A 12,647-nucleotide genomic window follows, 5' to 3' on the forward strand; every position below is an offset into this window, starting at 1 on the left:
TGGGCTAGCCTAGGCGAATGGACGCGAGCAGCACCCTCTTCGACTGGTCTGGCGCGGAGCTGCTGGCTCGCGACACCTGCGAGGTCGCGGAGACCGAACTGCTCGTCGCCGATTCGTTCCTGGTCGACGGCGGCGGTGTGCTCGCCCTTGGGCTGCACGGATCGCGGTTCGCCGAGTCCGCACGGCTGCAGGGGCACCTGGATCGCTCCGACCTCGAACGGTTCTGGGAGGCGGGCGTCGCCGCGATACCGCGGGACGGCGCGTGGTTCCCGCGGCTCGAGCTCGTCCGCACCCGCGACGCGCTCCGTCTCCGCTTCCGGCTGCGGACCGCCCCGCCGCTCGGCACCGAGCTCGTGGTCGCCACCGCCGCTTCCGACCCGCGCCGGGTCCCCGACATCAAGGGGCCGGACATCGAGCGGCTGTCGGTCCTGCGCCAGCGCGCTCAGCAGCGAGGCGCCCAGGAGGCCGTGATCCTCGACGAGGGGTTCGTCGCCGATGGCGCGACCACGGCGCTGCTGTGGTGGCGCGGCGACACCCTGGTCACCCCGCCGCTCTCGCTCCCCCGCGTCGACAGCGTCGCCGCTCGCACCGTCCGCGGCGTCGCGGCCGCGCTCCGCATCCCGGTCGACGAGGAGGAGGCCCGGCCCGCCCAGCTCGACGGCGTCACCCTCTGGGCGGTCAACGCCCTTCACGGCATCCGCACCGTCACGGCCTGGGTCGACGGACCGGCGCTGTCCCCGGACGCGGCGCGTCTCGACGCGTGGCGAGCACGCTTCTCCGCGCTGGTCAGGCCGCTGCCGCCGCTCCCCTGATCCGGCCGTCTTCCAGCTCGATCCGGCGGGTGATCAGTGCGGGAGGGACGTCGGTGTGGGAGATGAGCAGGACCGTGCGTCCGTCCTCGTCCGCAGTCCGCAGGATGTCGGCGACGACCCGGTCCGCCGCCGCCACGTCGACGTTCGCGGTCGGCTCGTCCACCACGAGCACCGGGAAGTCGGCGAGCAACGCGCGGGCGAGTGCGATCCGCTGCGCCTGACCGCCCGAGACGAGCGCGCCGCGCTCACCGACTCTCGTGGCCAGGCCCTCACGCTCCGCGGCCCACTCGGCGAGCCCGACCCGATGCAGGACCGCCAGAAGCTCGTCGTCGGTCGCAGTCTCGCGGGCGAAGAGGAGGTTCTGCCGCAGGTCGGCGTCGAACAGGTACGGCTGCTGCTCGCACAGGCCGACGACGCGCCGGACATCGTCCTGGCGGGCGTCGCGCGTCTCGACACCGTCGATCGCGACGCTGCCCTCGTGATCGAGGAACCGCACGAGCACGTGGGCGAGCGCCGTCTTGCCCGCCCCAGTCGGGCCCGTGAGGAGCACGCGCTCGCCCGGAGCGAGCTCCAGGTCGATGTCGTGGAGCACCGGGAGATCCGTGCCGGGCCACCGAGCGGACATGCCGGACAGTCGCACCGTCGGCACTCCGTCGATCGTCAGCGGCCGAGCGTCGGGTCCGTCGACGGGCACTCCCGCGGGAAGCGTCGCCGGGGCGGCCTCCGCGATGCGCTGCGCGCTCGCCGTCACCTGACGCCAGGCGCCCAGGGCGAGCGGCACCATCCCGAACACTTCGAACACCGCGAGGGGCAGCAATGCGATCACCGCGAGTACGGGGCCGCCGATACGCCCGGTGTCGACGGCGGGGATGCCGAACACCAGGCCCAGGACCGTCGCACCGCCGGCGAGGAGGGAGACGACACCCGCCGTGAGGCCGAGTCCTGCCGCCCGCGCTCGCACGGCGCCGGTCAGGCGCTCGCTCGCCTCGCGGACGCGTCGCTGCGCGTCCGGCAGCGCGTCGTACGCGGTGAGCACGTCCACGTTGCGCACCAGGTCGAGGATCCCGGCGGTGAGCTCGGCCCGCAACGGGGCCACGCGCCGCTCGGCGGCACCGGCAGCCCAGGAGTTGACGACCGACCCCGCGATGGCGGCCAGAACGAGCATGGCCAGCAGGGCACCACCGGCCTCAGGCAGCAGCAAGAAGGTCGCGACGACGCTCCCGAGCGCGATGACTCCCGACGTCACCAGGGGCTGGACGACCCGCAGCGAGTGGTTCTGGAGTTCGTCGACGTCGTCGGCGAGACGGGAGAGCACGTCGCCGGAGCGGTTCCCGCGCACGCCGTCGGGCGCCAGCGGGACGAGCCGCGCGTACAGCGACGAGCGGATGGCCGGCAGCTGGCGGAAGGCGGCGTCGTGGCCGGCGAGGCGTTCCAGGTAGCGGAAGAAGGCACGTCCCAGGGCGAACGCGCGGACCCCGACGACCGCCATCGACAGGAAGAGGACGGGAGGCTGCTCGGCCGCGTAGGTGATGAGCCACGCCGACGCCCCGAGCAGCGCCACGGCGCACGCCGCGCTCAGTGCGCCGAGAGCGATCGCGGCCCACAGGCGGCGGGCGGGCGGGAGTGCCAGCCGGAGGATGCGGCGGACGTCAGCGGACACGGTTCGTCGCCTCCGGTTCGAGGATCAGGTCGGCTGCGGCGACCACGGCGGCGCGGTGGCTGACGACCAGGACGGCCGTGCCGGCGTCGGCGATGCGACGGAGGCTCGCGAGCAGCGCGGACTCCGTCGCGGCGTCGAGCGCCGACGTGGGCTCGTCGAGGATGAGGACCGGGCACCTCCGCGTGCGCAGTCGGTACAGGGCACGGGCGACGGCGACCCGCTGGGCCTGGCCGCCGGAGAGCCCGGACCCGCCCTGGTGGAGCGGCGCATCGGGGTCGAGCTCGCCGGCTGCGGCATCGTGCAGTGCGTCGATGATCGCGGTTCGGTCGGGGTGCGGGTCGCCGAGCGCGATGTTGTCGGCGATCGTCCCGGCGTTCAGCCCCGGGCGCTGCCCGGCCCACGCGATGCCCGCGCGGCGCCCGTCGGCGTCCGCGCGGCCCGCGACGGTCACGGTGCCCTCCGCCGGCACGAAGCCGAGCGCGGCCGCGACGAGGCTGGACTTGCCCGCTCCGCTCGGCGCGCTGAGCACCGCGAGGGCGCCCGACGGGACGGCGGCGGTGAAGGGGCCGACGACCGCCCGACCGTCGTAGGCGACCGAGACCTCCTCGAAGACGAGCGCCGTGCGGCCGTCCGCGACGCTGGCCGGCCGGGGCGCAGCCATCGTGCGCGTCGTCCCGGTCGTCGCCGGCCGCAGCGCCTCGGCCTCCTCGATCACCGCGAAGGCGTTGTCCGCCGCCTCGATGCCCTCCGCCGCGGCGTGGTAGCTCGCCCCCACGTTGCGGAGCGGCAGGAAGGCCTCCGGCGCGAGAAGCAGTACGAAGAGTCCGACGGAGAGCTCCATGTCACCGGCGACGAGCCGCAGACCGATGGTCACCGCCACGAGCGCGACCGAGAGGCTCGCCGCCAGCTCGAGGACGAATCCGGAGAGGAAGGAGATGCGCAGGACCTTCATGGTGTGCACGCGGTAGTCCTCGCTCACGGAGCGGATGCGCGCCTCCTGCCGGTGCTGACGCCCGAACAGCTTGAGGGTCGACAGGCCGCCGACCACGTCGAGGAAGCCGCGCGACAGAGTCGACAGGGCTTTCCACTGCCTCTTCTGGGCGGCCTGCGTCGCCCAACCCACCAGGACCATGAAGAGCGGGATCAGCGGCAGGGTCAGCACGATGATGATGCCACTGGTGAGATCCTGCCAGCCGATGACCACCACCAGGATCGGGGTCGCCACCGCCGTGAGGATGAGCTGGGGCAGGTACTTGCCGAAGTAGCCGTCCAGCGCGTCCATGCCGCGACCCGCCACCAGGGCGACGTCGGCCGAACTGCGGGAGGCCGTCCATCCCGGCCCGAGAGCGGCGACCGCCGACATCAGCCGCTCGCGCAGCTGACCGACCACGCGGGCTCCCCCGCGCGCCGCGACGGCCTCCATCGCCCAGAGGACGACGCCGCGACCGAGCACGACGAGCACTAGGGACGCGATCAGCCCACTGAGCGCCGCCAGGCCGTCGCCGGCGATCGCCCGCACGATCAGTTGGGTGACCAGCCACGCGAACGCCAGGCCGGCGGCGGTCTGCACGAGGGCGAGCAGACCGCCGGCGGCCAGGGTGCCGCGGGCCGCGGAGGCGTAGCGCAGCAGGCGGGGGTCGAGAGGACGCACGGGTCAGGCGGCCACAGGCTCGGGCGTCTCGTCCGGGATCTGCGCCCGGGTGACCCGCTTGCGGAACACCCAGTAGGTGAACCCCTGGTAGAGCAGGATGAGCGGAAGGAAGATCGCCGCCACCCAGGTCATCACCGTCAGTGTCGCGGTGGTGCTCGACGCGTTCGCGATCGTGAGGCTGTTCTCCGGGTTCGGCGACGACGGCATCACGTTCGGGAAGAGCGCCGCGAACAGCGAGATCACCGCGAAGGCGATCGTGGCCGCCATGAGCGCGAACGACCAGCCCTCCGCTCCGCGCAGGTTGGCGACCCACGACGCGATCAGCGCGACGGCGGCCAGCGCGGCCAGCACGAGGAACACGACCGAGAAGTGCGCGATGCCCGTCCAGAGGAGGAACGCCGCCGCCACCACGATCGTGACTGCGCCCGACTTGACGGCCAGCGCGCGCGCCCGCTCGCGGATGTCACCGTCCGTCTTCAGCGAGATGAACACGACACCGTGGGTGAAGAAAAGCAGAAGCGTCGTCAGGCCGCCCAGCAGGCCGTATCCGTTCAGGAGGTCGAACAGCGTGCCCGTGTAGTTGTGCCCGGCGTCGAGGGCGACGCCCTGCACGATGTTGGCGAACGCGCAGCCCCAGAGGAAGGCGGGCAGCGCCGAGCCGACGACGATCATCCCGTCGAACCACTTCTTCCACCGTGCGCCGGGCCGCTGGTGGCGGTACTCGAACGACACGCCGCGCAGGATGAGCGCGATCAGGATGAGCAGGAGCGCCAGGTAGAAGCCGCTGAACAGCGTCGCGTACCACTCGGGGAACGCCGCGAAGAGCGCCGCGCCGCCCACGATGACCCAGGTCTCGTTGAGGTCCCAGACCGGGCCGATGGTGTTGATCATGACGCGGCGGTCCACGTCGTCTTTGCCGAGGAAGGGCAGTGCCATCCCGACGCCGAAGTCGAACCCGTCGAGGACGAAGTAGCCGACGAAGAAGAAGGCGACGATACCGAACCAGAGAACTGCGAGATCCATTTTCCGTCGCCTCCTAGTAGACCGTCGCGACCGGGACGTGCTTGCCCTCGTCGTCGAGATGCTCCTCGACGGGGGCCGGTCCCTTCTGGGCCGCGCGCTTGATCAGCTTGAACTCGACCACGGCGAGGGCGCCGTACACGAGGGTGAACGCGATGATCGAGATGAGCACCTCGAGCCCGGTGGTGTTGGGCGAGACCCCGTCCGCTGTCTTCATGAGGCTGAAGACGATCCACGGCTGCCGGCCCATCTCGGTGAAGATCCAGCCGACGATCATCGCGGCCAGCGAGAGCGGCATCGCCCAGATGGCGAGCTTCCACTGCCACTGGTGTCGCGGCATGCGGCCCTTGCGGGTCAGCCAGAGTCCGACGACCGCGACCAGCACGTGCAGCATGCCCAGCCCGATCATCCAGCGGAAGGCCCAATAGGTGATCCAGATGGTCGGGGTGTAGTCGCCGGGACCGTACAGCTGCACGTACTGCGCCTGGAGGTCGTTGATGCCCTCGACCGTGCCGTTGAGCGTGTGGGTCGAGAGGAACGAGAGGAGATACGGCACGCGAATCGAGAACAGCTCGTGCACACCGTCCGGCGTGCCCAGGGTGAAGATCGAGAACGATGCGTCCGCCCCCGTGGAGGTCTTGTACAACGCCTCCGCCGCTGCCATCTTCATCGGCTGCGTCTCGACCATCGCCAGGCCCAGCTGGTCGCCGCTGAGCACGGTACCGATGCCGGCGACCACCATCATCCAGAGGCTGAACTTAAGAGCGGGGCGCATGGTCTCGAGGTGCTGGTTCCGCGAGAGGTGCCACGCGGCGACCGTGATGATCAGGCCGGCCGACACCATGAAGGCGCCGAAGATCGTGTGCGGGAAGGCCGCCAGCGCCACCTTGTTCGTGAGAACCGCCCAGATGTCCGTGAGCTCGGCCCGGCCGCGCTCGGGATTCAGCGTGTAACCGACCGGGTTCTGCATGAAGGCGTTCGCGGCGATGATGAAGTAGGCCGACAGGATCGTCCCGGCGGCGGTGAGCCAGATGGTCGCGAGGTGCAGGCCGCGGGGCAGCTTGTCCCAGCCGAAGATCCACAGGCCGATGAACGTCGCCTCGAGGAAGAAGGCGAGCAGGCCCTCCAGGGCGAGCGGCGCGCCGAAGATGTCACCGACGAACCGCGAGTAGTTCGACCAGTTCATGCCGAACTGGAACTCCTGCACGATGCCGGTGACCACGCCCATGGCGAAGTTGATCAGGAAGAGCTTGCCGAAGAAGTGCGTGAGCTGCAGGTAGTGGACCTTGCCCGTGCGATACCAGCAGGTCTGGAAGATCGCGACCACCGTGACGACGCCGATGGTGAGCGGCACGAACAGGAAATGGTAGATCGTTGTAAGACCGAACTGCCACCTCGACAGGAGCAGCGGGTCCAGGAGATCGTGCACGGCGTCTCACCCTTCGATCAGTCTTCTACACGGTGTAGAAGTGCCTCTTCTACAGAGTGTAGAACATTCTCAGCCTCTTCGCGGTACTCTTGGTCCGTGGCGAATCTCGGAGAACTGGAACGGGCGGTCATGGACGCCTTGTGGGCGGGCGACGCCCCGATCACCGCCAACGAGTTACGCGACAAGCTATCGGCCGTGCGCGGAGAGGGCAAGACTCCCGCCCTCACCACGGTGCTCACCGTGCTCTCGCGGCTCGAGCAGAAGGGCATGGTCGACCGCGACCGCGATGCACGTCCCCACGTCTACTTCGCGACCCTGACTCGCGCCGGTCACGTCGCCGACCTCATGCACGAGGTCCTGGAGTCCTCCTCCGACCGCACCGAGGCCCTCGCCTACTTCGTGGGAACGGTGGACGAGTCGGAGGCGCAGGTGCTGCGCCGCCTGCTCGACGCACGCACCGCCTAGCCCGCCCGTGCTCCCCGTCAACGAGACGGCCATCGCCCTCGGCCTGCTGGCGATCGCCCTCGCCTGGCCCGTCCCGGTGCTGCTGGCGCGTGCCACCTGGCCGCCCGCCGCCCCCGTGCTCGCCGTGGCGCTGTGGCAGTCGATCGCGCTCGCCGGCGGCGTCTCGATGATCGGCTCCCTCCTCCTCGCGGGGCTGCATCCGTTCGGCGATGACCTCTGGAGCCGGATCGGCAGCGCCGCCGGGACGCTCTTCAGCGGTCCCCTCCCCGCCGGCGTCACGCTCCTCAATGCCTTCCTGCTGAGTGCAGCGGTGCTGCTCACCGCCCACCTCCTCCTCAACCTGGCGCTCACCTCTGCGCGGAGCAGAAGCCAGCGGCACCGGCACATGGAGCTCCTGCGCCTGTTGAGCTCGCCGTTGCCCGACCTCCCGAGCACCCGCGTCATCGACCATCCGGCGCCGGCCGCGTACTGCCTTCCCGGCGCGCGCAGCGTCACCGTGCTCTCGGAGGGGATGATCGCCCTCCTCAGCCCGGAGGAGCTCGACGCCGTGGTGGCCCATGAGCGCACCCACCTCCGACAGAAGCACCATCTGCTGCTCGACGCCTTCCGCTCGTGGAAGCGCGCGCTCCCGTGGTTCCCGATCGCCACGCGCGCACAGGACGCCGTCGCGCTCCTGCTCGAGATGCTCGCGGACGACACCGCGCGGCGCTCCTCGGGGGACGCCGTGCTCGCCGAGGCCATCCGTATCGTCGACGAGACCGGTTCCGCGGGCACCGCTCTCGGTGCCCCCAAGGACCGCCGCTCGCCCGAGCAGCGCCGCGATGCCCTGCTGGCCCGGGAGACACGGCTCACCGCCGGCCGCCGCACCGTCGGTCCCGCGCTTCGCACAAGCGTGACGATCGCGATCGTCCTCCTGGTGCTGGTCCCACCTGTCCTCGTCCTCACCAGCTGACGCGATCGGCATCCCGTGCCTGCGCTCGGGCCGCCCCGACTCTCCCAGCCAGTGCCCAGTAGCATCGTCCCTATGCCGAAGAAGGGGTCGTACGCCAAGGGGATCGCCAAGCGCGAGGAGATCCTGTCCCGCGCGCTGGAGGTCTTCGCCGACAAGGGCTATCGCAAAGCATCCCTGCGCGAGATCGCCGAATCCGTCGGGCTCAGCCAGGCCGGCCTCCTGCACCATTTCTCCTCGAAGGAGGAGCTCTTCTCGGAAGTGCTCCGCAAGCGCGACGAGGTCGACACCGGCACGGCAGCGCTGGACGACCAGTGGGACGACGCGGCCGACGGGCTCGTGCGGGTCGTACGTCACAACGCGGACGTCCCCGGGCTCGTGCAGCTCTATGCGACCCTCTCCGCCGAGGCGGCCGATCCCGACCATCCCGGGCACGGGTACTTCATCGAGCGCTACCGGAAGATCGTCGCGGGGCTCGAGCAGCACGTGCGCGCCGAACAGGAGGCCGGGCGGATGACGACGGCGGTCGACGCGCGCACGGTCGCCCAGCTCGGCATCGCGGTCGCCGACGGCATGCAGGTGCAGTGGATGCTCGACCCCTCCGCCGACATGGCCGAGGTCCTCACCGCATTCTGGACCCTGGTGCGGACGGGCCCGGTCGCATGAACGACGCCCTGAACTGGCTGCTCGACCTGGTCCAGGGCGTCGACCCGGTGCTGCGCACCCTGCTGGCCGGCGTCGGGATCATGTTGGAGACCTCCATCCTGATCGGACTGATCGTCCCGGGCGATACCGTCGTGCTGGTGGCCAGCACCGCGGTCGAGGGTCCGGTGGAGTACATCGCGATGGTCGCGGCCGTCGTCGTCGGCGCGCTGTGCGGCGAATCCTTCGGGTTCGCCCTCGGCCGCTGGTTCGGTCCGCGGATCCGGGCGAGCCGGCTCGGCCGGAGGCTCGGCCAGGACAACTTCGACAAGGCGGAGGCGTACCTCGCGCGACGGGGCGGTATCGCCGTCTTCCTGTCGCGGTTCCTGCCCGTGCTGCACTCCCTCATCCCGCTGACGGTCGGGATGAGCCCGATGCGGTACCGCACCTTCATGGCCTGGACAGCGCCCGCCTGCATCCTGTGGGCGTTCGCTTACGTCACCGTGGGATCGCTCGCCGCGGGGAGCTATCGGGAGCTCTCCCGCGAGCTGCACTGGGCCGGCTACATCTTCGTGGCGATCATCGCGGTGTTCGTCCTGCTGGTGTTCCTGGTGAAGAAGCTCCTGCAGAAGCGCGAGGCCGCGCACATGAGTGCGGCGGCCCGGTCTCCCGAGCCGCCGCACGACGGAGAATGATCCTCCCGGCTACTTGACCGGGTGGTCCTTCAGCCAGTTCTTCGCGACCACGTCAGGCGCGGTCTTGCTGTCGCCCTGGTTCTCGCTGTTCATCGCGATCAGGTCGTCGGTGGTCAGCTCGGCGGAGACCTTGTTGAGGACCTCCTTGACCTTGTCCGTCGCCTTGCCGCTGTTGATCAGCGGGACGATGTTCTGGGCCGCGATCAGGCTCTTCGGGTCCTTGAGCGTCACGAACCCGTTGTCCTTGATGGCCGGCGTCGTCGTGTAGATGTCCGCCAGCTGCACGTCGCCGTTCTTCAAGGCGGTGACGGTGAGCGGGCCGCCCGAGTCGCTGATCGGCTTCAGCGTCGCGGTGACGCCGTAAGCCGACTTGAGCCCCGGGATGCCGTAGGGACGGGTCTCGAACTCCGGGTTGGCGCCGACCGTGAGCGGCTCGGTGACCTTGGAGAGGTCGGAGAGGCTGGTCACGCCCCACTTCTCCGAGAACTCCTTGGTGACGTTGTAGGAGTCGGCGTCCTGCGCCTCCGCCTGGTCGAGCACCTCGTAGCCCTTCGGCAGCGCGGATGTGAGCGCCGTGTAGACGTCGTCGCTCGAGGTGGCGGTGGCGTCCTTCTTGTAGAACTGCAGCAGGTTCCCGCTGTACTCGGGGATGAGATCGATCGATCCGTCCTGCAGCGCCTTGAGGTAGACGTCGCGCTGGCCGATGCTGGGCTTGTAGTTGACCTTCACGCCGTTGGCCGCGAGGGCCTGGCCGTAGACCTGCATGAGGATCTCGGACTCGCCGAACGCCGCCGAGCCGATCGTGACGCTGTCGCTCGACGAGGACGAGGTGTTGCCGCCGAGCGCGCCGCCGCCGGACGAGCACGCGCTGAGAGCGAGGAGGGCTCCCGCCGCGACCACGCCGGCCGCGATGCGGCCTCTCTTGGATGCGAACATTTTGGTTTCTCTCTTTCGGTGGGTGCTGGGGATCTTGGTGGGTTCGGGGGTCAGGTTCCGGAGCCGACCGGACGGTTGGGCACGGACGGCCCGATCGGACGCCAGGGGTCCTTCTTCGTGCGGACGTCCTGCACGCTCCCGGCGCGCACGCCGCGCGGCACGACGAGGCGCTGCACGATCGCGAAGACACCATCGGTGACGAGCGCGAGCACGATGACGAGGATGGAGCCGCCCAGCATCTCGTCATAGCGCTGGACGGCGAGGCCGTCGAACAGGAAGCGGCCGAGACCGCCGACCGGCAGGATGGCCGCGACGGTCCAGGTCGCGATGACCTGGAGGGCCGCAGAACGCAGCCCGCCGATGATGAGCGGAAGGGACAGCGGGATCTCGACCTTGAACAGGATCTGCAGCTCCGTCATGCCCATCGCCCGCGCCGCGTCGATGGTCCGGCGGTCGACCGACTCCAGCCCGGAGTACGCCCCGGCGAGCACGGGCGGGATCGCCAGGATGGTCAGGGCGATCAACGGGGGCACGATGCTGAGGTTCAGCGTGATCAGGGCGAGGTAGACGACGAGGCCCAGCGTCGGGATGGCGCGCAGCGCGCCCGAGACGCCGACCGCGAGACCGCGGAACCGGCCGGTGTGCCCGATCGCGAGGCCGATCGGCAGCGCGATCGCGGCGGCGAGGACCAGCGTCAAGAAGGAGTACCAGACGTGCTCGCCGAGGCGGGCGGGGATTCCGGAGGCCCCGGCCCAGTTGGCGGGGTCGAAGACCCAGGCGAACGCCGCGAGGATGTCGGTCATACGCCGGTCACCGCCTTCAGTGCGGCGCGACGGCTCGCGCGCTTCGTGGTGCCGAGCCTCGTCCAGGGCATGAGCACCCGGCCCAACAGGACGAGGACGAGGTCGAACAGGAGCGCGATGACGACGATCGTGACGATGCCCGTCACGACCTCCGCGTTGTTGTACTGGTTGAGTCCCTGCACGAACATCGTGCCGAGGTTGCTCACACCGACCAGTGAGCCGACGCTCACGAGACTCACCGTGCTCACCGACACCACCCGGAGACCCGCGAGCAGCACCGGACCCGCCAAGGGCAGCTCCACCGACCAGAACCGGCGCCACGTGCTGAAGCCGACGGCCGTCGCGGACTGCAGCACGTCGCCCGGGACGCTTGCCAACGCGTCCGACGTCGTGCGGACCATGAGGGCGAGCGCGTAGAGGCTCAGCGCGATCACGACATTGACCGGGTCGAGGATCTGTGTGCCGATCAGGGCGGGCATCGCGACGAAGAGTGGCAGCGACGGAATCGTGTAGAGGATGCCGCCGATCGTCAGCAGCACGCCGCGACTCGCGCGGTATCGGTTCGCCACCCATCCGATCGGAAGCGAGACCAGGAACCCGATGACGATCGGGAACACGCTCAACGTCACGTGAGCGACCGTGAGATCCCAGACGAGGCCGAGGTTCGACCACAGCCAGCTCACGACGCTTCCTCACCCTGCGCCGGAGCACCCACGACCGGGAGGGTCGTGGCCTTTGCCTCGTCGGACGCCAGCACACCGGCCGGGCGCCCTTCGCTGTCGACCAGCACCGAGCCGGTCGGGGTCTGCTCGACGTGCAGCGCACGCCGTCCGCGGTCGGCGCCGATGAACGATGCCACGAACTCGTCGGCGGGCGCGGCGAGGATCTCCGACGGCGTTCCCTGCTGCGCGATGATGCCGCCCTTGCGGAAGATCACCACCTGGCTGCCCAGCCGGAAGGCCTCGTCGATGTCGTGCGTCACGAACACCACCGTCTTGTCGAGCTCGCGTTGCAGATGCAGGAGCTCGTTCTGCAGCTCGTCGCGCACGATCGGGTCGACTGCGCCGAACGGCTCGTCCATCAGAAGGATGTTGGGGTCGACCGCGAGCCCGCGCGCGACGCCCACGCGCTGCTGCTGGCCGCCCGAGAGCTGACTGGGATAGCGGTCCGCGAGCGAGCGCTCCAGGCCGACGGTGTCCATGAGCGTGAGCGCGTTCTCGCGCGCCTCCTTCTTCTTCACGCCGCGAAGCAGGGGGACCGTGGCGATGTTGTCCACCACCTTGCGGTGCGGGAGGAGCCCGGAGTTCTGCATCACGTAGCCGATGCTCCGCCTCAGTTGCACCGGCTGGAGCCTCTGGACGTCCTCCCCGTCGATCTCGATCGTGCCGCTGGTCGGATCGACCATGCGGTTGATCATGCGGAGGATCGTGGTCTTACCGCTGCCGGAGGAGCCGACCAGCACGGTGATCTTGCGCGACGGGATGACCAGCGAGAAGTCGTCGACCGCGACCGTCCCGTCGGGGAACCGCTTCGTCACCGAACGGAACTCGATCATCGCTGGGGCCCATTTCTGTCGGTGAGGTCC

13 protein-coding genes are annotated in these 12,647 nt (G+C 69.9%); 5 read left to right on the top strand and 8 right to left on the bottom strand.

Features of this window, described 5'->3' with window-relative positions; genetic code table 11:
- Positions 1 to 17 precede the first annotated feature (17 nt).
- Positions 18 to 812: an aminotransferase class IV gene (locus tag LLS1_RS03895; RefSeq protein ID WP_226653692.1), complete on the top strand. Its 795-nt coding sequence runs from the start codon at positions 18 to 20 to the stop codon at positions 810 to 812.
- Here the strand turns inward: LLS1_RS03895 and cydC are convergent.
- Genes cydC through LLS1_RS03915 form a run of 4 tightly spaced genes read right to left on the bottom strand, consistent with a single transcriptional unit; the run spans position 787 to position 6,572 of the window.
- Positions 787 to 2,472, bottom strand: a complete 1,686-nt coding sequence (gene cydC / locus LLS1_RS03900) for a thiol reductant ABC exporter subunit CydC (RefSeq protein WP_226653693.1) — start codon at positions 2,470 to 2,472, stop codon at positions 787 to 789. The two genes, LLS1_RS03895 and cydC, sit on opposite strands and share 26 nt — an antisense overlap.
- A complete protein-coding gene (cydD, locus tag LLS1_RS03905; protein WP_226653694.1) occupies positions 2,462 to 4,123 on the bottom strand; it encodes a thiol reductant ABC exporter subunit CydD in 1,662 nt (553 codons plus the stop codon). Before cydD ends, cydC begins: the two co-directional genes overlap by 11 nt.
- 3 nt (positions 4,124 to 4,126) lie before the next feature.
- Entirely contained in the window at positions 4,127 to 5,146 is a 1,020-nt protein-coding gene (gene cydB / locus LLS1_RS03910; protein WP_226653695.1) for a cytochrome d ubiquinol oxidase subunit II, read from the bottom strand.
- Between the two features lie 13 nt (positions 5,147 to 5,159).
- Positions 5,160 to 6,572 carry a cytochrome ubiquinol oxidase subunit I gene (locus LLS1_RS03915; RefSeq protein WP_226653696.1) on the bottom strand — a complete coding sequence of 471 codons (1,413 nt, stop codon included), beginning with the start codon at positions 6,570 to 6,572 and terminating at the stop codon, positions 5,160 to 5,162.
- Between the two features lie 96 nt (positions 6,573 to 6,668).
- On the opposite strand from LLS1_RS03915, the gene LLS1_RS03920 reads away from it, so the two are divergent.
- The 4 genes from LLS1_RS03920 to LLS1_RS03935 all read left to right on the top strand — a co-directional run bounded on the left by LLS1_RS03920 (position 6,669) and on the right by LLS1_RS03935 (position 9,323).
- Positions 6,669 to 7,037 (top strand): BlaI/MecI/CopY family transcriptional regulator, encoded by a 369-nt coding sequence (locus LLS1_RS03920; protein WP_223360864.1) that lies wholly within the window; start codon positions 6,669 to 6,671, stop codon positions 7,035 to 7,037.
- A gap of 7 nt (positions 7,038 to 7,044) precedes the next feature.
- Complete coding sequence (locus tag LLS1_RS03925) at positions 7,045 to 7,989, top strand: M56 family metallopeptidase (RefSeq protein WP_226653697.1); 945 nt, start codon at positions 7,045 to 7,047, stop codon at positions 7,987 to 7,989.
- Between the two features lie 72 nt (positions 7,990 to 8,061).
- Entirely contained in the window at positions 8,062 to 8,652 is a 591-nt protein-coding gene (locus LLS1_RS03930) for a TetR/AcrR family transcriptional regulator (RefSeq protein ID WP_226653698.1), read from the top strand.
- The gene (locus tag LLS1_RS03935; RefSeq protein ID WP_226653699.1) at positions 8,649 to 9,323 is read left to right on the top strand and encodes a DedA family protein; all 675 of its coding nucleotides are present in this window, start codon (positions 8,649 to 8,651) and stop codon (positions 9,321 to 9,323) included. Before LLS1_RS03930 ends, LLS1_RS03935 begins: the two co-directional genes overlap by 4 nt.
- A gap of 9 nt (positions 9,324 to 9,332) precedes the next feature.
- Here the strand turns inward: LLS1_RS03935 and LLS1_RS03940 are convergent, their stop codons facing one another.
- From LLS1_RS03940 to LLS1_RS03955, 4 genes are read right to left on the bottom strand one after another with little or no spacing between them, the layout of a single operon-like run.
- Positions 9,333 to 10,259 (bottom strand): ABC transporter substrate-binding protein, encoded by a 927-nt coding sequence (locus tag LLS1_RS03940; protein WP_226653700.1) that lies wholly within the window; start codon positions 10,257 to 10,259, stop codon positions 9,333 to 9,335.
- A 50-nt stretch (positions 10,260 to 10,309) separates the two neighbouring features.
- Positions 10,310 to 11,062 (bottom strand): ABC transporter permease, encoded by a 753-nt coding sequence (locus LLS1_RS03945; protein WP_223360859.1) that lies wholly within the window; start codon positions 11,060 to 11,062, stop codon positions 10,310 to 10,312.
- A complete protein-coding gene (locus LLS1_RS03950; protein ID WP_226653701.1) occupies positions 11,059 to 11,745 on the bottom strand; it encodes an ABC transporter permease in 687 nt (228 codons plus the stop codon). The genes LLS1_RS03945 and LLS1_RS03950 overlap by 4 nt, the downstream gene beginning before the upstream one ends.
- The gene (locus LLS1_RS03955; protein ID WP_226653702.1) at positions 11,742 to 12,617 is read right to left on the bottom strand and encodes an ABC transporter ATP-binding protein; all 876 of its coding nucleotides are present in this window, start codon (positions 12,615 to 12,617) and stop codon (positions 11,742 to 11,744) included. The genes LLS1_RS03950 and LLS1_RS03955 overlap by 4 nt, the downstream gene beginning before the upstream one ends.
- Positions 12,618 to 12,647: the final 30 nt, after the last annotated feature.

The organism is Leifsonia sp. LS1 (assembly GCF_020521355.1).
Taxonomy (GTDB): domain Bacteria; phylum Actinomycetota; class Actinomycetes; order Actinomycetales; family Microbacteriaceae; genus Leifsonia.

What these genes read in the sequence shown, in the direction of transcription:
- LLS1_RS03940 (WP_226653700.1), bottom strand. Translation starts at nt 10,259, where the DNA reads ATGTTCGCATCCAAGAGAGGCCGCATCGCGGCCGGCGTGGTCGCGGCG.
- cydB (WP_226653695.1), bottom strand. Translation starts at nt 5,146, where the DNA reads ATGGATCTCGCAGTTCTCTGGTTCGGTATCGTCGCCTTCTTCTTCGTC.
- LLS1_RS03895 (WP_226653692.1), top strand. Translation starts at nt 18, where the DNA reads ATGGACGCGAGCAGCACCCTCTTCGACTGGTCTGGCGCGGAGCTGCTG.
- LLS1_RS03930 (WP_226653698.1), top strand. Translation starts at nt 8,062, where the DNA reads ATGCCGAAGAAGGGGTCGTACGCCAAGGGGATCGCCAAGCGCGAGGAG.
- LLS1_RS03945 (WP_223360859.1), bottom strand. Translation starts at nt 11,062, where the DNA reads ATGACCGACATCCTCGCGGCGTTCGCCTGGGTCTTCGACCCCGCCAAC.
- LLS1_RS03955 (WP_226653702.1), bottom strand. Translation starts at nt 12,617, where the DNA reads ATGATCGAGTTCCGTTCGGTGACGAAGCGGTTCCCCGACGGGACGGTC.
- LLS1_RS03935 (WP_226653699.1), top strand. Translation starts at nt 8,649, where the DNA reads ATGAACGACGCCCTGAACTGGCTGCTCGACCTGGTCCAGGGCGTCGAC.